Raw genomic sequence first — 16,535 nt, forward strand, 5'->3', positions numbered from 1 at the left:
GGCCCGCACTCACGGGGTGCGGGCCACACTCTTGTCCGCACTCGAACTGACATCTAACATTTCAGTCGTGGAGGCCATACGACCCGTAGCCCGGACCCTGCTCAGGGACCGCGCGTACGAATCGATCCGGGACGCCATCGTGGCCGGGGAGATCGAGCCCGGTGCGGTGGTGCGGGACGCCGATCTCGCGGAGCGGCTCGGGCTGTCGCGGGCGCCGGTGCGGGAGGCGTTCTCGCGGCTGGTGGACGAGGGGCTGCTGGAGAGCAAGCCGCAGAGCTACACGCGGGTGACTCCGGTCGTGGCGGCCGACGTACGGGACGCCGCCTCCGTGGTCGGCGCGATGCACGAGCTGGTGACACGGGTCGCCGTGCCCCGGCTGACGGCCGCGGACGTGGAGATCATGCGTGCCGCCAACGACCGGTTCGCCGCAGCCGTCGCGTCCGGCGCAGTGGACCTCGCGCTCCGGGCCGACGACGAACTGCACGACGTACTGGTACGGGTGAGCGGCAACCGCGCCGCCGCCGCCACCGTCGCCCGCTACACCCCGCTCATCCGCCGCCTGGAGCGCCGGCGCTTCGGTGAGGGCGGGACCTGCCGTTCGGCAGGGCTGCACGAGCGGCTGATCGAGGCGTGCGCCGGCGGTGACGTGGACGGAGCGGTCCAGGTCACGGCGGAGATCTGGCGCACCCTCGCCGACCTGGCCGACTCCGACCGACCGACGCCGTGACCCCGTGGAGGCACCCCATGTCCCTCTCTTCCTACGAGCGTTACCCCCTCCTCTTCGGCCCGTCCCCCGTGCACCCCCTGGAGCGCCTGACCGCGCACCTCGGCGGCGCCTCCCTCTGGGCCAAGCGCGAGGACTGCAACTCCGGTATCGCGTACGGCGGGAACAAGACCCGCAAACTCGAGTACCTGGTCGCCGACGCGCTGGCCAAGGGCTGCGACACCCTCGTCTCGATCGGTGGCGTGCAGTCCAACCACACCCGCCAGGTCGCCGCCGTCGCCGCCCGCGCGGGCCTCAAGTGCGTGCTGGTCCAGGAGAGCTGGGTGGACTGGCCCGACTCCGTGTACGACAAGGTCGGCAACATCCTCGTCAGCCGCCTCGCCGGCGCCGACGTACGCCTGGTGCGGGCCGGGTTCGGGATCGGCTTCAAGGAGAGCTGGGAGCAGGCGCTCAGGGAGGTCGAGGAATCGGGCGGCAAGCCGTACGCCATCCCGGCCGGCGCCTCCGACCACCCGCTCGGTGGACTGGGCTTCGCCGGCTGGGCCTACGAGGTCGCCGAGCAGGAGCGGGAGCTGGGCGTCTTCTTCGACACGGTGATCGTGTGCTCGGTCACCGGCTCCACCCAGGCCGGAATGGTCGCCGGCTTCGCCGCCCTGGAGGAGGCCGGCGCCCGACCGCGCCGCGTCCTCGGCATCGACGCCTCCGCCAAGCCCGCCACCACCCGCGAGCAGATCGCCCGCATCGCCCACAACACCGCTCAACTCATCGGCGTCAAGCGAGAGTTGACCGAGGACGACATCGACCTCGACGACCGGTACCACGCCGGCACGTACGGCATCCCGGACGAGACGACCCTCCACGCCATGCGCCTCGCGGCCGGGACAGAGGGCATGATCACCGACCCCGTGTACGAGGGCAAGTCGATGGCCGCAATGATCGACCTGGTCGGCCGCGGCGAGATCAGCCAGGCCTCAACCGTCCTGTACGCCCACCTCGGCGGTCAGCCGGCACTGAACGCGTACAGCGCGCTGTTCTGACCGCTAGGGGCGCCCCCTGAAAGGGGCGCGGGGAACTGCGCGACGAGCCACGATGGTGCCGCGGACGACCCACGACCGCCCCGTCAGGGGCGCGGGGAACTGCGCGACCAGCCACAACGGTCCCGCAGACAACCGACGACCTTTTGCGCGGCCAGTCAAGCGGAGCGCTACAGTGCCCCCGTGCGGCCGGACGATCAGCAGTGGGAGACGAGTGTCGGGCGACCTGACGGCACGCGCCGCCGGGCCACGATCCACGACGTCGCGAAGCTCGCCGGAGTGTCCCGGCAGACGGTCTCCCGCGCGGTCAACGACAAGGGCGAGATCGACCCGGCCACCAAGCAACGGGTGCTGGAGGCGGCTCGGCTGCTGGACTACCGGCCGAGCCGTTTCGCGCGCGGCATGGTGCAGAAGGGCGCCGTGACGGCCGGTCTGGTGATCCCGGATCTGATGAACCCCTTCTTCCCCGAGGTGGCCGCCGGTGTGCTGGAGGCGGCCGAGCAGCGGGGCTGGCAGGTGGTGATGTGGGACTCCCGCATCGACGAGGCCCGCGAGCGGGACGCGCTCGACGTGCTGTCCCACCAGGCCGACGCCATCGTCGGCTACTTCAAGAGCCCCGACGAAGTGCTGGCCCGGCACCTCGGAGGCGTACCGCTGGTGCTGCTGGAGCGCGGCCCCCAGCACACCCGTTTCGCGGCCGTGGGCATCGACGCCGCCGCCGGCCTCGAACAGGGCATGGCCCATCTGGTGGGCGCGGGGCATCGCAGGATCGGCATGCTGGACGGAGTGCACGGACCCGGCCCGCGCAGGGAGGCCTTCCTGGAGCAGGCCCGGCGCCACGGCCTGCCGGTCGACGACAGCTGGATCGCGCTGTGTGCCGAGCACAGCGTGGCCGGGGGCGAGGCCGCCATGGAGCGGCTGCTCGACGCCCGGCCCGACGTCACCGCCGTCTTCGGCTTCAACGACCTGATCGCGGTCGGCGCCATGCGCGCCGCCCGGCGCCGGGGCCGACGCGTACCGGAGGACCTGGCCGTGCTGGGCTTCGACGGACTGTCGCTGGGCGAGCTGGTGGAGCCCGCCCTGACCACCCTGCACATCGACAAACGGCGACTGGGGCGGCTGGCCGTCGAACAGGTCGCCCGCCTACGAGCAGGCGAGGAACCGCTGCGGGGCGCCGAGGCCTGGGTGGTTCCCGAGCTGGTGGTGCGGACCTCGGCCTGAGTGCGGTTACGCCTAGCGGCGGGGCTTGTGCCGCGACTTGAGGCCCGAGCCCGGGTACGCCTCGGCGCGCCGGAAACGCCCCCCGCCTCCGGCCCGAACCCTCTCGACGAGTTCCCGCAGGAAGTTCCTCTTCGGCACGCTTCTCGTCCCGTACATGATCCCCGCGCAGCTGTCGCTGGTGCCGCAGCTTGTCACCCTGGCCGAGTTCGGCTGGGTCGGCTCGCTGAAGGCGCTGATCATCCCCGGTGCGGCCAACGCCTTCGGCACCTTCTGGATGCGCACGAAGATGTGAAGCCTTCCCGTGTGCGAGCCGGGCGCCCCCTTCGGCCGGGGGCGCCCTGGGCGTCGTACGCGTGGGTCTACAGCGCCTGGGCCGCCGGCTTCACCATGCCCCGGACCGTGCGGGACTTCACGAAGTCGCCCATGGCCGTCATCTCCCACTCGCCGGAGAACTGCCTGATCAGCTTGGCCATCATGACGCCGGTCTGCGCCTCGGCGCTGGTGAGGTCGAAGCGGACGAGTTCCTCGCCGGAGGCGGCGTCGATCAGGCGGCAGTACGCCTTGGCCACCTCGGTGAACTTCTGGCCGGAGAACGAGTTGACCGTGAAGACGAGCCCGGTGACCTCCTGGGGGAGACGGCCGAGGTCGACGGTGATGACCTCGTCGTCCCCTCCGCCCTCGCCGGTGAGGTTGTCGCCGGAGTGGCGGATCGCGCCCTGCACGATCTGGAGCTTGCCGAAGTAGCAGCTGTCGATGTGGTTGCGCTGCGGGCCGTAGGCGATGACGGAGGCGTCCAGGTCGATGTCCTTGCCGCGGTACGCCGGCTCCCAGCCGAGGCCCATCTTGACCTGGGAGAGCAGGGGGCGGCCGCCCTTGACGAGGGACACGGTCTGGTTCTTCTGGAGGCTGACGCGGCCCTTGTCGAGGTTGATCTTCCCGGCGCCGGGGGCGGGGGGCGCGGGCGGGGCCGGGGGAGCGGCGGGGGCCTGGGGTGCCGGGGGAGTGGACATCGGCGGGGCGGGCGGGGCGGCCGGGGGCTGCATGGTGGGCTGAGGCGGGGCGGCGGGGGTGGCGGCCGGGGCCGGTTCCTCGACCGTGACGCCGAAGTCGGTGGCGATGCCGGCCAGGCCGTTGGCGTAGCCCTGGCCGACCGCGCGGGCCTTCCAGGCGCCGTTGCGGAGGTAGACCTCGACGATCACCAGTGCCGTCTCGGTGCCGAGCTGCGGGGGTGTGAAGGTGGCCAGGACGCTGTTGTCGTCCGCGTTGCGGATGGTGGCCGTGGGTTCGATGCCCTGGAAGGTCTGGCCGGCGGCGTCCGGGCTGGCGGTGACGACGATCTTCTCGATGCCGGGGGGTACGGCCGTGGTGTCGACGGTGATCGCGTCGGGGCTGGTGCCGCCGCCGGAGCGGTACGTCACGCCCGTGCCCTGGGGCTGGTTGTAGAAGATGAAGTCGTCGTCGGAGCGCACCTTGCCGTCGGCGGTGAGCAGCAGGCCCGATACGTCGAGCCGCACCGGGGCGGCGACGTCCACCGTCACGCGCGCGGCGGAGAGAGGGATGTTCGAGCCGGGGGTCATAGCTGTCATGCCGGGTGAACGAGCGGGGGCGTTTTACCGTTCCCTTACCTGCCGACCATTTGGCGGACCCGACTCGGCGGAGCGCCCCCAACAGGGCTCGCCCCCGCCGCCCCTACCCGTCCCATCCCCAGGGGCTCCGCCCCTTCGACCCCGGGTCGGTCTTCGGGTGCGGGTGGGTGGGGGCTGGTCGCGCCCACGCGGCTGAGCCGCATATCGACACAGCCCCGCGCCCCTTTCTGGGGCTCCGCCCCAGACCCCGCTCCGATCTTCCAGCCCGTCCGGCGTTTGAGAACGAGGCCCGGAGGGCCGATCAGGGGGGTCTGGGGGCGCAGCCCCAGGGATGGGACGGGTAGGGGCGGCGGGGGCGAGGAAACCGCTATGGGATCACGACGATCTTTCGGCCAACCCCGGACGCGAACTGTTCCAACGCCTCCGGATACCGCTCCAGCGGGATCCTGTCGCTGATGAAGATGTCCGGGTCGAGAACCCCGTTCGCGAACAGCTCCGCCGCGCGTTCGAAGCTGTGGAGGACGGCCATGGAGCCGGTGATGGTGATCTCCTGGTTGTAGATGCGGTACGGATCGATCGTCACGCGGGTCGAGTAGTCGGCCACCCCGAACTGGAGGAACGTGCCGGCCTTGGCCACCCGGTCCAGGCCGTCCTGGATCGCGGCGGCGTTGCCGGTGGCGTCGATGACGAGGTCCCAGCCCTGGGGGCGGTCCAGTTCGTCGGGGTTGGCGGCGGATGCCGAGACGCCGAGCGTGCGTGCCGTTTCCAGGCGGGCGGGGTTCACGTCCACCACGTCCACGCTCGCCGCGCCCGTCCGCTTGGCGAGCTCCAGCATCATCAGGCCCATCGTGCCGGACCCGTAGATGAGGACGTGGGCGCCGAGGCGGGACCGGAGGACGTCGTAGCCGCGGACCGCGCAGGACAGGGGCTCGACCAGGGCCGCGTCCTGGGTGCGGACGTGCTCGGGGAGCCGTACGCAGTTCGCGACCGGTGCCACCGCGTACCGCGCCGCACCGCCCGCCGTGGTCACGCCGATCGCCGCCCAGCGTTCGCAGAGGTTGTTGTGGCCCGTGCGGCAGTAGCGGCACTCGTAGCAGTACAGGGACGGGTCGACCGCCACCCGGTCGCCCACCGACAGCTCCGTGACCCTGGTCCCGACCCCGACCACCTCGCCCGCGAACTCGTGCCCGGGCACGATCGGCAGCTTGGGCGCGAACTCGCCCTGGAGGATGTGCAGATCCGTGCCGCACAGGCCGCAGGCCGCGACCTCGACGACCACCTCCCGGGGGCCTGGCGTCGGGTCGGGGACCTCGGCGACGACTGCCTTGCCCACGGACTCGATGACGGCGGCCTTCATTTCACGGCTCCCAACGACAGGCCCTGGACCAGCTTGTCCTGGGCGGCGAACCCCGCGGCGAGCACCGGCAGGGAGATGACGAGCGACGCGGCGCACACCTTCGCCAGGAACAGGCCCTGGCTGGTGATGAAGCCGGTCAGGAAGACGGGGGCTGTCTCCGCCACCACGCCGGTCAGCACGCGGGCGAAGAGAAGTTCATTCCAGCTGAAGATGAAGCAGATCAGGGCTGTCGCGGCGATGCCGGGCAACGCGACGGGGGCCACCACGCGCGTGAGGATCGTGGGCAGCTTCGCCCCGTCCACCCTCGCCGCCTCGATGATCGCGACCGGGATCTCGGCGAGGAAGGACTGCATCATCCACACCGCGATCGGCAGGTTCATGGAGGTGTAGAGGATGACCAGCAGCCAGATGTTGTCGAGCATGTCCGTGTTCTTCGCGAACAGGTACAGGGGCAGCAGGCCCGCCACGGCCGGCAGCATTTTCGTGGACAGGAAGAAGAACAGGACGTCCGTCCATTTCTTCACCGGGCGGATGGACAGGGCGTACGCCGCGGGGAGCGCCAGGACCAGGACGAACAGGGTCGACGCGATCGACGCCACCGTCGAGTTGACCAGTGCCGGCCAGGGGCTCGCGCCACCGCCCGCGCCGAAGAACTCGCGGTAGCCGTCCAGCGTCAGCGACGCGGCGAAGGACGGCGGGTTGGTCGCCGCGTCCTCCTCGGAGTGGAAGGACGTCAGGGCCATCCACGCGATCGGCAGGAAGAACAGGATCCCGAGCAGCCAGGCCACCAGGCCGAGGCCGACTCCCTTGCGGCGGCTGCGTATCGCCGGTCGTACGGCTGCTGCACTCATGCGCGCGACACCTCCTCGCGGAACAGGGACGACACCACGCGCAGCGCGAAGGTCGCGATGATGATCGAGCCGATGACCACCAGGACGCCCGCGGCCGAGGCGAGGCCGTTCTCGTGGGCCTGGTAGAAGCTCTGGTAGACGGTGTAGGGGAGGTTGGCGGTGCCCAGGCCGCCGGACGTGATCGTGAAGACCGCGTCGAAGTTCTGGACGATGTAGATCGAGCCCAGCAGGGCGCCGAGTTCGAGGTAGCGGCGCAGATGGGGGAGGGTGAGGTGGCGGAAGATCTGCCAGTCGCTCGCGCCGTCGACCCGCGCCGCCTCGATCTGCTCGTGGTCACGGCTCTGCAGGCCGGCCAGCAGGATCAGCATCATGAACGGCGTCCACTGCCAGACCAGGGAGGCCTCGACCGCGAGGAGCGGGGTGTTGGAGATCCAGTCCGGCTGTGGGCCGCCCACATAGTGCAACAACCCATTGAACAGGCCGTATTCGGGGTTGTAGAGCACATGTTTCCAGAGCAGGGCCGCCGCCACCGGGACCACCAGGAACGGGGCGATCAGCAGGGTGCGGACCACCCCGCGGCCCTTGAACCTGCGGTCCAGCAGCAGGGCGAGCACCAGGCCGAGGACCAGGCTGGCCAGCACCACCGCTGCCGTCAGCAGCACGGTCGTCCAGACCGAGTGGCGCAGGTCGGCGTCGGTGAGGACCTCCTGGTAGTTGCCCAGGCCGGCGAACTTCCGGGCGTCCGGGTAGAGGGAGTTCCAGTCGAAGAACGAGATCACCAGGGTGGCCACGAACGGCAGCTGGGTCACCGCGATCATGAAGATCAGAGCGGGGAGCAAGGGGGCCCGGGTCGCCCAGGCGCGCAGCCGGGCGGAGGGCGGACGGGTGGTGCGTACCTCAGTCGTGGCCACCGGGGCCGTGGTCGTCGCTGTCATCGCCCCTCGTACTCCTCGGAGATCTTCTCGGCGAGCTGCTGGGACTTCTTCAGGGCCGAGTCGACGGACTGGCGTCCGGCGATGGCCGCGCTGATCTCCTGGGAGACCTTGGTACCGAGGTCGGTGAACTCGGGGATGCCGACGAACTGGATGCCGGGCGCGGGGCGCGGCTGCACGCCGGGGTCGTTCGGGCGGGCGCCCTCGATGGCCTCCTTCGTCATCTCCTGGAAGGCCGCCGCCTCCTCGCGGTACGCCGGGTTGGCGTAGGTGGAGGCACGCTTGCCGGCCGGCACGTTGGACCAGCCGATCTCGTCGCCGACCAGTTGCTCGTACTGCTTGCCGGACGCCCAGGAGACGAACTTCCAGGCCTCGTCGGGGTTGCGGGACGCCTGCTGGATGCCCCACGCCCAGGTGTAGAGCCAGCCGGCGGACTCGGTCTTCTCGACGGGGGCCGGCGCGTAGCCGACCTTGCCCTTGACCGGGCTCTTCGCCGACTCCAGGGAGCCGGCCGCCGAGGTGGCGTCGTACCACATGGCGACCTTGCCCTGGGTCATGTTGTTCAGGCACTCGGCGAACCCGGACTGGGCGGCTCCGGACTCACCGTGTTCACGGACCAGGTCGACATAGAACTTCGTCGCCTTCTCCCACTCGGGGGAGTCCAGCCGCGCCTTCCAGTCCTTGTCGAACCAGGTGCCGCCGAAGGTGTTCACGACGGTGGTGAGCGGGGCCATCACCTCGCCCCAGCCGGGCAGCCCGCGCAGACAGATGCCCTTCATGCCGGGCTCGGCGCCGTCCGTCCTGGCCGCGAGGTCCGCAACCTGCTGCCAGGTGGGGTGCGCGGGCATCGTCAGGCCCTGCTTCTCGAACACGTCCTTGCGGTACATCAGGAAGGACGACTCGCCGTAGAAGGGCTGGCCGTAGAGCTTGCCGTCGTCACCGGTCAGGGACTGGCGCATCGGCTTGAGGACGTCCTGCTCGTCGTACGCCGGGTCCTTGGCGACGTAGGAGTTCATCTCCTTCAGCCAGCCGTTGCGGGCGTAGATCGGTATCTCGTAGTTGGAGAGGGTGGCGACGTCGTACTGGCCGGCCTGGTTGGCGAAGTCCTGGCTGATCTTGTCGCGGACGTCGTTCTCGGGTAGGACGGTGAAGTTGACCTTGATGCCGGTCTCTTCGGTGAAGCGGGGGGCGAGCTTCTGCAACTCGGTCATCTGGGGGTTGTTGACCATCAGGACGTTGATCGAGTCGCCGCCCGACCCCGCCCCGCCGGCTCCGACCCAGCAGCCGGAGAGCAGCGGGGCGAGCAGCGTCCCTGCGGCGGCCATGGCGAGCGTGGCTCGCGGTGGCCGTCGTCGGCTCTGGGTTCGCATGGATCGCTCCTGGACGATTGGGGTGAATAGGGAGATATGGGGTGCGCGGAGGCGTGCGGATGCCCCCTGGGGAGTGACTTCGGTGGTCAGACGCGGATGACCTGGGGGCCCTGGAGTGAGTAGCGGTGGGCCTCGGCCGCCGGGAGCAGGGTGCTCGTCACGATCGTCTCCAGTGCGCCGATGCCGGCGAACCGGCAGAAGCTGACCGCTCCGAACTTGGTGTGCACGCCCGCGAACACCGTGCGCCGCGAGGCCCGGATCGCCTGCGCCTTGACCTCGCTGACGGCCGGGTCGGGGGTGGTCAGGCCGTGCTCGCGGGAGATGCCGTTGGCGCCGATGAACGCCAGGTCGATGACGAATCCGGCCAGCATCTTCGTCGTCCAGTGGTCGACGGTGGCGAGGGTTCCGGACCGCACCCGGCCGCCGAGCAGCAATACGGAGACCTGCTCGGCCTCGGCGAGGGCGCCCGCGACCGGAAGGGACGCGGTGACCACGGTCAGCGGCCGGTCGGTGGGCAGGGACTCGGCGATGAGCTGCGGGGTGAAGCCCTCGTCGACGAAGACGGTCTCGGCGTCCCCGAGCAGCTCGGCCGCCGCGGCGGCGATCCGGCGCTTCTCGGGGACGTGGCTGGTGGCGCGGAAGGCGAGCGTCGTCTCGAAGCCGGCGCTCTCCACGGGGTAGGCGCCGCCATGGGTACGGCGGAGCAGGCCGTGGTCCTCCAGGACGCGCAGATCCCGTCGTACGGTCTCCTTGGCCACGCCCAGTTCGGCGGCCAGCGCGGTGACGTCGACGGAGCCGCTCGCGCGGGCGGTGCGGACGATCTCGCGCTGGCGTTCCTCCGCTGTTCTGTTCATGGTCGTCACCTGCCTTCTCGCTGGGCTGCCCGTTCGGGCCCTCCTGTGGGCCTTGGGGGAAGTTCTACAGCGGGTGCGGTGTGGTGACCAGGTCTGTTACGGGGGTGATACTGCCCGGTGTGTGCCCGTTCGGTCTTGTGTGTGCCCGGGGCGGACCCGGAGCTCGGGGGATGCGGTCGTGTGGTGTCCGCGGGTGTGTTGTGGCTGGTGGCGCAGTTCCCCGCGCCCCTCGGGTGGGTGGTGGTCTCGTGTCCTGGTCTGCGGGAGGCGGGCCCGGGTTCTGCCCGAACACGGCGGCGGGCGGGCCCGTTCGGTGCCCGCCCGCCGTCTGTGACGACTCTTTCCGGTCAGTACGGCCAGATCGGGGGGTCGCTGACGAAGTGGCCGCCCAGGTAGGCGTGCGCGATGTTGTCCGGGTCCAGCTCGCCCTGCTCGGCGATGAGCTTCTCGGCGTAGGGCTCGGAGTCGTCCCGCGGGTCGTAGCCGAGGGAGCGGGCGGTGGTCAGGTCCCACCACAGGCGGGTGTTCGCGGAGGAGCCGTAGACGACCGTGTGCCCGACGTTCTCGGCGGTCAGGGCCGCGTGGAAGAGGCGGGCGCCGTCGGCCGGGCTCATCCAGACCGAGAGCATGCGCACGCTGGTCGGCTCGGGGAAACAGGAGCCGATGCGCACGGACACCGTCTCCAGGCCGTGCTTGTCCCAGTAGAACTGCGCGAGGTCCTCGCCGAAGGACTTGGACAGGCCGTAGAAGGTGTCCGGGCGGCGCGGGGTGTCGACGGGGATCAGCGGGTCGTCGCCCTGGGGGCGGGGCGTGAAGCCGACCGCGTGGTTGGAGGAGGCGAGGACGAGGCGTCCGACGCCCTCCTCGCGGGCGGCCTCGTAGAGGTTGTAGGTGCCCTCGATGTTGGCGCGCAGGATCTTCTCGAACGGGGCTTCCAGGGAGATGCCCGCGAGATGGATGATCGCGTCGACGCCCCGGACGGCCTCGCGCACCGCCTCCCGGTCGCCGAGGTCGGCGACGATCGCGTCCGGCTCGCCCTCGATGGGGCGCAGGTCGAGCAGCTGCAGCTCGTAGCCGTACGCCGGGAGCAGGTCCCGCATCAGGGTGCCGAGGCCGCCGGCGGCGCCGGTGAGCAGAACGGTGCGGGGTGCGGGCATCCTCGGGGCTCCTTGAGTGATCGGCCGCGTGCGTGCACGGTATTCACATTCGTGGACTAGTTAAGGATCACCACCTCCCTACGTCAAGGGTGGTGCGGACTGTGTTCATAACCATAAACTCTGATCAGAGACCTGCATCAGACCTGTATCCCATCCGTCCCTCTTGCTCCGTTCTCGTTCAGGGAGAGCCCGTGACGCCAGCCCCCCTCGCCGCACGCCTCAGCGTCCCCGGCGGGCCGCTGTTCTTCCCCGTCACCGCCTACGGCCCCGACGGCACGGTCGACCTCGACACCTACCGGACCCATGTGCGCCGGGGCGTCGAGGCGGGGGCCGCGGCCGTGTTCGCCTGCTGCGGCACCGGGGAGTTCCACGCGCTGACGCCCGAGGAGTACGAGGCGTGCGTACGGGCGGCCGTCGAGACGGCGGACGGACGGGTGCCGGTCGTCGCGGGCGCCGGATACGGCACCGCGCTCGCCGTGCGGTACGCGCGGCTCGCCGAGGCGGCCGGGGCGGACGGGCTGCTCGCCATGCCGCCGTATCTCGTCGTCGCCGGGCAGGAGGGGCTGCTGCGGCACTACCGGGAGATCGCGGCGGCGACCGCGCTGCCCGTGATCGTCTACCAGCGCGACAACGCCGTGTTCACCCCGGCCACCGTCGTCGAGCTGGCCCGCACGGACGGTGTCATCGGCCTCAAGGACGGCCTCGGCGACCTGGACCTGATGCAGCGGATCGTCAGCGCCGTACGCTCCGAGGTCCCCGGCGACTTCCTGTACTTCAACGGCCTGCCGACCGCCGAACAGACCCAGCTCGCCTACCGCGCGATCGGCGTAACCCTCTACTCCTCCGCCGTGTTCTGCTTCGCCCCGGAGATCGCCCTCGCCTTCTACCGGGCGCTGGAGGCGGGCGACGACACCACCGTCACCCGCCTCCTGGACGGCTTCTACCGCCCGTTCGTCGAACTGCGCGCCCAGGGCCGCGGATACGCCGTAGCCCTGGTCAAGGCCGGTGTACGGATGCGCGGCCTGGACGTGGGGGAGGTCCGGCCGCCGCTGCACGAGCCGGGCGAGGATCATGTGAAGCAGCTCGCCGAGGTGATCGAGCGCGGCTACGCGCTGCTGGAGAAGGAGCCGGAGGACACCAAGTGAAGGCGTCGACATTCGTCTACCCCTGGGACATCAACGGAGACCCGCAGGCGCCCGGCCGGATCGCCGCGCTCGGCGTGCGGCAGGTGACGCTCGCCGCCGCCTACCACTCCACCCGGGCCCTCACCCCCCGCCACCCGCGCCACCGCATCGTCACCGCCGAACACGCCGCCGTGCTCTACCCGACGGACGACCGGTGGCAGCGCCACGCCCTGCGCCCGTACCCGGCCGGTGACTGGGCGCCCGGCGACGCCTTCGGCGAGGCGGCCGCCGCGCTCACGGCCGCCGGTCTGGAGGTGCACACCTGGGTGGTCCTCGCCCACAACTCCCGCCTGGGCGCCGAGCATCCGGACACCTCGGTCGTCAACGCCTACGGCGACCGCTACCCCTGGGCCCCGTGCATCGCACAGCCCGCCACGCGCGCGTACCTCGTCGAACTGGCCGCCGAGGCCGCCGTACGCCCCGGAGCGCGCGGCACGGAGCTGGAGTCCCTCGGCTGGTACGGCCTCCAGCATCTGCACGCGCACGACAAGACCGGCGGGGTGCCGCTCGGCGACGCCGGGATGTACCTGATGGCGCTCTGCTTCTGCCCGACCTGCGAGGAGGGCTACGGCGCCCAGGGTCTGGACGCCGACGAACTGGCGGTCGCCGTACGCGCCGCCCTCGAACCGCTCTGGCAGGGCACCGTCGCCGACGAGGGCTGGGCCGGCGTCGAGAAGCTGCTCGGCGAGTCGAACGCGGCGGCCACGCGCGCGTGGCGCGACGAAACCGCCCGTACGCTCCAGGAGACCGCGGTCCGCGCGGTACGCCAGGCCGCCCCCGACGGCTTCCAGGTGCTGCTGCACGCCGACCCGGTGACCTACCACGTCGGCGCCAACCCCGGCGTCGACCCCGAGCACATCCTCTCCGTGGCGGACGGCGTCGTCGTGCCCTGCGCGGGCGGCCCCGGCCTGCTGACGCCCTTCGCCGAGCAGGGTCGCGCGGGCGCGGTCATCGCCGCCAACCTCGGTGTGGTCTCCGGGATGGGCGGCAGCCCGGCCACCCTGGCGTCGGACGCGGCACGCGCGCGTGAGCTGGGCGCGACGGAGATCCGGCTCTATCACGCGGGGTTGGCGTCGGACGGGGACCTGGTGGCGGTACGGGAGGGACTCGCCGCGCTCTGAAGCAGCGGTACGGCCGTCACCAGCCACACCACGCCGAGGACGGGCGACACGAGCCGGATGTCGAGCAGTTCGACCAGCGCCGCCCCCGCCGCCAGCCCGATGACGTTCGGTGTGAAGACGAGCGTGTTGGCGGTGGCGGCGGTCCGGCCGAGCAGGGCGTCCGGTGTCTCGCGCTGCACGGCCGTGAGCGCCGCGATCAACACACAGGGCAGCCTCACGCCGCTCGCCGCGCTGCACGCCAGGGCCACGGCGTCGGACGGGATCGCCCGCAGGCCCGCCGCGACGGCCGTCAGGGCGATGCCGTACGCGGCGAAACGGAGCTCGCCCAGGCGGCGCAGCGCGGGCCCCGAGAGCAGCCCGATCGCCACCGACCCGGCGCCCTGGACGGCGTACAGCACACCGGCGTACGCGGGGGCGTGCCCAAGGCCCTCGATGACGGCGTAGAGCATCGCGCCGTTGAGGCCGGCGCAGAGCATGGTGCTGCCGCCGGCCAGGGCGAGGGGGCGCAGCCGGGGGTGCGTCCAGAGGAAGCGGGCCCCTTCGGCGGTCTGGGCCCGCCGACCGCCCTTCACAGGTTCGGGCCTGCTCTCGCGCACCCGGAGGCAGGCGTACAGGCCGGTCGCGACCACGAACGTCACCGCGTCGAGCAGGGCGACGCTCGCGCCGCCGTACGCCGCGTAGACGCCGGCGCCGGCCGGCGGGGCGAGGAGTTTCATGCCCTCGGAGGCCGTGATGCGCAGCCCGTTGAAGTCGCCGAGCAGGGGGGCGGGGACCGCGGCGGCGACGAGGGCGGACTCGGCCGCGTCGTGGACGACGCCCGCGGCGCCGTACACGAACAGGACCGCGAAGAGGAGCCAGAGGCCGTCGGGGGACTCGACGGTGAAGAGGGTGAGCAGGAGGGCGGCCAGGAGGAGGTTCGCGCCGATCAGGAGGGGTTTGCGGCGGGTACGGTCGGCGAGCGTGCCGAGGACCGGGCCGGCCAGGGTGGGTGCCCACATGGCGAGCATGCACAGCGCGGCGAGGCCGTCGGAGCCGGTGAGGTCCTTGACCCATACGCCGGACACCAGCCACAACGCCGAGGTGCCGAAGCCGGAGACCACGACTCCGGCGAGGTAGAAGGCGGCGTTGCGGTCGCGCAGGACGCGGGGGAGTGCCCAGGTGGTGGTGGTCGTCATGCCACGCCATCGTGGGTCTAAGGCGGGGGTGTGCGGATGGGGGAAGTGCCTTAGTCGTGGCAGCGCACGCGCACCGGCCGATGCGGCACGCGGGGGGCGTGCGGCGAGGTGAACAGTGCCCCAATTCCCTGTGTGCGACCGCAATTTGATCGTGACTCGGGGGTGGATCACAAGGTAATGTTCAGGCAAAGAGGCGCTCGCGGCGGTCAAGGGAGCCGCGGCTCGACAATGCTTGAAGGAGGCAATGGTGTTCGATCTCCGGACCGAGGCTGAAATGAGGCTGTTCTCGGAAAAGACGGCCAGGGAACTCGCTCTGAAGAAGCAGCGGGAAGAGGGCGTGGAGTCCGACGAGTCGACGATCGCGGAGTCATCGGCCGCCATTGCGGTGGAGCCGGTCGGCTGACGTCCGACCGGAAGTACGGTGACGGTCCGTCGGGTTCTCCGGCGGGCCGTTCTGGGTTTCCGGAAGCCGAATCGATGCCCCCCCGGCTGCGCCCTCTGCGCCCTCTGCGCCCTCTGCGGCCCGGTGATCGCCCTGTGGTGCTTCGCGGGCGGGAAGACGCCGAGGGAGTTGCTGGGGGTGGAGGCGAGGGTGGCCGGCCCGGGTGGGGGAGGCGGGGCCGGGGGCGTGGTCGGGGGGTACGGCTGACCGATGAGTTTCGCCGGCCCCGTCGGTCCACCCTTCAGGACCACATCTGTGAGGAGCCGGACCATGACCGACACGAGCAGCATCGACCTCGGACCGCAGACGCGTGTCATCGCCCGTCTCGCCGACGGCGTCGCCGACGACCAGCTCACGGCGTCCACGCCCTGCCCGGACCTGGCGGTGCGCAACCTCCTGGGGCACCTGCTCGGCCTGACGGTCGCCTTCCGTGACGCCGCCCGCAAGGACCTCGGTGTCACGACCGACACCAGCCCCGGAGCCGCCGTGCCGGACATCGGGCGGGGCTGGCGCGAGGAGCTGCCCAAGGTGCTCGACGAACTGGCCGAAGCGTGGCGCGACCCCGGCGCCCGGACCGGCATGACCCGTGCGGGCGGCGTGGACCTGCCGGGCGAGGTGGCGGCCGCCGTGGCCGTGGACGAGCTGGTGATCCACGGCTGGGACCTGGCCCGCGCGACCCGCCAGGAGTACACCCCCGACCCCGCCGCGTTGCAGGCCTCGCACGACTTCCTCCTGGCCTCCGTCGACGACCCCGGCCGAGGCCAGATCTTCGGTCCCGTGGTGCCGGTCCCCGCCGACGCGCCCCTGCTCGACCGGGCGATCGGCCTGAGCGGACGGGACCCGGGCTGGGGGCCCGAGCGACGCTGACCTAGCCGACCTGATGCTCCACCCGGTGCCGCAGATACTCGTCGGGGTGCGTACGCGCGATGTGTACCGCCCGTGCGACCAGGTCGTGGAGCTCGCTGGGGTAGTGGCGCGGGTTCAGGGGGAGCCCGGAGAGGATACAGCGGCGTACGTCGAGGTCGTCGTTGGCCACGAACTCGCGCAGGGTCGCCTCGTGCCAGGTGGCGCGGAGGTCGGCCACGGCGTCGGACTCGGCCTTGCTCTCGGGCGTCGGCACACGCGTCTGCCCGCCACGGAATCTCAGCGGTGCCTGCGCCCAGTACCAGGCGCGGGCCGCTCCGGCACGCTCGCTGTCGGTTCCCGACCGCACATACTCGATCAGCGCGGTCTGCACCCGGCGGCGGCCGAACACCCTCACCGCGGCCTCCACGAACATCCGGTTGTGGCTGGGGTCGGGATCGAGGACGGCCGCGTCCAGCAGGGGCTCGAAGAGCTGGTCGGGGAGGGCGTCGACGTCGCGCAGCGCCCGCCGGAACGCCATCCGTGCCTGCCCCTGCCACTCCCGGTCGTACGGCACCCCGGTGGGGAGGCCGACACTCATCAGCCGGGCCAGCGCGGCCAGTTGCAGACGGAACGCCGATGTCCGGTCCTGCGGTCGGCCGGGAAGCGGTGCGAACGTCATCG

The 16,535-nt window shown here is 71.4% G+C and carries 17 protein-coding genes; 8 read left to right on the forward strand and 9 right to left on the reverse strand.

Annotation, left to right across the window (positions count from 1 at the left end):
* Nucleotides 1-67 precede the first annotated feature (67 nt).
* The 4 genes from ACFZBP_RS29280 (at nucleotide 68) to ACFZBP_RS29295 (ending at nucleotide 3,271) form a co-directional block, all read left to right on the forward strand.
* Nucleotides 68-727, forward strand: a complete 660-nt coding sequence (locus ACFZBP_RS29280) for an FCD domain-containing protein (RefSeq protein WP_391417402.1) — start codon at nucleotides 68-70, stop codon at nucleotides 725-727.
* A gap of 17 nt (nucleotides 728-744) precedes the next feature.
* The gene (locus ACFZBP_RS29285) at nucleotides 745-1,761 is read left to right on the forward strand and encodes a 1-aminocyclopropane-1-carboxylate deaminase (protein ID WP_383445255.1); all 1,017 of its coding nucleotides are present in this window, start codon (nucleotides 745-747) and stop codon (nucleotides 1,759-1,761) included.
* Between the two features lie 180 nt (nucleotides 1,762-1,941).
* Nucleotides 1,942-2,979 (forward strand): substrate-binding domain-containing protein, encoded by a 1,038-nt coding sequence (locus ACFZBP_RS29290; RefSeq protein ID WP_391417404.1) that lies wholly within the window; start codon nucleotides 1,942-1,944, stop codon nucleotides 2,977-2,979.
* A gap of 154 nt (nucleotides 2,980-3,133) precedes the next feature.
* On the forward strand, nucleotides 3,134-3,271 hold the full coding sequence (locus ACFZBP_RS29295) for a hypothetical protein (protein ID WP_391417406.1): 138 nt from the start codon (nucleotides 3,134-3,136) through the stop codon (nucleotides 3,269-3,271).
* A 67-nt stretch (nucleotides 3,272-3,338) separates the two neighbouring features.
* Here the strand turns inward: ACFZBP_RS29295 and ACFZBP_RS29300 are convergent, their stop codons facing one another.
* From ACFZBP_RS29300 to ACFZBP_RS29330, 7 genes are all read right to left on the reverse strand, one after another.
* Nucleotides 3,339-4,556, reverse strand: coding sequence for a TerD family protein (locus ACFZBP_RS29300; protein ID WP_391417613.1), 1,218 nt, complete (start codon nucleotides 4,554-4,556; stop codon nucleotides 3,339-3,341).
* 376 nt (nucleotides 4,557-4,932) lie between these two features.
* A complete protein-coding gene (locus tag ACFZBP_RS29305; RefSeq protein WP_383445264.1) occupies nucleotides 4,933-5,922 on the reverse strand; it encodes a zinc-dependent alcohol dehydrogenase family protein in 990 nt (329 codons plus the stop codon).
* Nucleotides 5,919-6,773: an ABC transporter permease subunit gene (locus ACFZBP_RS29310; RefSeq protein WP_391417409.1), complete on the reverse strand. Its 855-nt coding sequence runs from the start codon at nucleotides 6,771-6,773 to the stop codon at nucleotides 5,919-5,921. The genes ACFZBP_RS29305 and ACFZBP_RS29310 overlap by 4 nt, the downstream gene beginning before the upstream one ends.
* Entirely contained in the window at nucleotides 6,770-7,708 is a 939-nt protein-coding gene (locus ACFZBP_RS29315; protein WP_391417411.1) for an ABC transporter permease subunit, read from the reverse strand. Before ACFZBP_RS29315 ends, ACFZBP_RS29310 begins: the two co-directional genes overlap by 4 nt.
* Nucleotides 7,705-9,075, reverse strand: a complete 1,371-nt coding sequence (locus ACFZBP_RS29320) for an extracellular solute-binding protein (RefSeq protein ID WP_391417413.1) — start codon at nucleotides 9,073-9,075, stop codon at nucleotides 7,705-7,707. Before ACFZBP_RS29320 ends, ACFZBP_RS29315 begins: the two co-directional genes overlap by 4 nt.
* 86 nt (nucleotides 9,076-9,161) lie before the next feature.
* Nucleotides 9,162-9,929: a DeoR family transcriptional regulator gene (locus ACFZBP_RS29325; protein WP_391417415.1), complete on the reverse strand. Its 768-nt coding sequence runs from the start codon at nucleotides 9,927-9,929 to the stop codon at nucleotides 9,162-9,164.
* A 347-nt stretch (nucleotides 9,930-10,276) separates the two neighbouring features.
* A complete protein-coding gene (locus tag ACFZBP_RS29330) occupies nucleotides 10,277-11,086 on the reverse strand; it encodes an NAD-dependent epimerase/dehydratase family protein (protein WP_391417418.1) in 810 nt (269 codons plus the stop codon).
* Between the two features lie 191 nt (nucleotides 11,087-11,277).
* Between ACFZBP_RS29330 and ACFZBP_RS29335 the strand changes: the two genes are divergently transcribed.
* Entirely contained in the window at nucleotides 11,278-12,231 is a 954-nt protein-coding gene (locus ACFZBP_RS29335; RefSeq protein ID WP_391417420.1) for a 5-dehydro-4-deoxyglucarate dehydratase, read from the forward strand.
* Nucleotides 12,228-13,391, forward strand: a complete 1,164-nt coding sequence (locus ACFZBP_RS29340; RefSeq protein WP_391417422.1) for a hypothetical protein — start codon at nucleotides 12,228-12,230, stop codon at nucleotides 13,389-13,391. Before ACFZBP_RS29335 ends, ACFZBP_RS29340 begins: the two co-directional genes overlap by 4 nt.
* Here ACFZBP_RS29340 and ACFZBP_RS29345 read toward each other — a convergent pair.
* Entirely contained in the window at nucleotides 13,328-14,566 is a 1,239-nt protein-coding gene (locus ACFZBP_RS29345; RefSeq protein WP_391417424.1) for an MFS transporter, read from the reverse strand. The two genes, ACFZBP_RS29340 and ACFZBP_RS29345, sit on opposite strands and share 64 nt — an antisense overlap.
* 244 nt (nucleotides 14,567-14,810) lie before the next feature.
* Here ACFZBP_RS29345 and ACFZBP_RS29350 point away from each other — a divergent pair, with 244 nt between their 5' ends.
* Nucleotides 14,811-14,969: a hypothetical protein gene (locus ACFZBP_RS29350; RefSeq protein WP_391417426.1), complete on the forward strand. Its 159-nt coding sequence runs from the start codon at nucleotides 14,811-14,813 to the stop codon at nucleotides 14,967-14,969.
* 309 nt (nucleotides 14,970-15,278) lie between these two features.
* Nucleotides 15,279-15,875: a TIGR03086 family metal-binding protein gene (locus tag ACFZBP_RS29355; protein WP_391417428.1), complete on the forward strand. Its 597-nt coding sequence runs from the start codon at nucleotides 15,279-15,281 to the stop codon at nucleotides 15,873-15,875.
* A gap of 1 nt (nucleotide 15,876) precedes the next feature.
* Here the strand turns inward: ACFZBP_RS29355 and ACFZBP_RS29360 are convergent, their stop codons facing one another.
* Nucleotides 15,877-16,533, reverse strand: a complete 657-nt coding sequence (locus ACFZBP_RS29360; RefSeq protein WP_391417430.1) for a hypothetical protein — start codon at nucleotides 16,531-16,533, stop codon at nucleotides 15,877-15,879.
* Between the last annotated feature and the right edge of the window lie 2 nt (nucleotides 16,534-16,535).

Source organism: Streptomyces sp. NPDC008086, from assembly GCF_042957325.1.
In the GTDB taxonomy this organism is placed as follows: domain Bacteria; phylum Actinomycetota; class Actinomycetes; order Streptomycetales; family Streptomycetaceae; genus Streptomyces.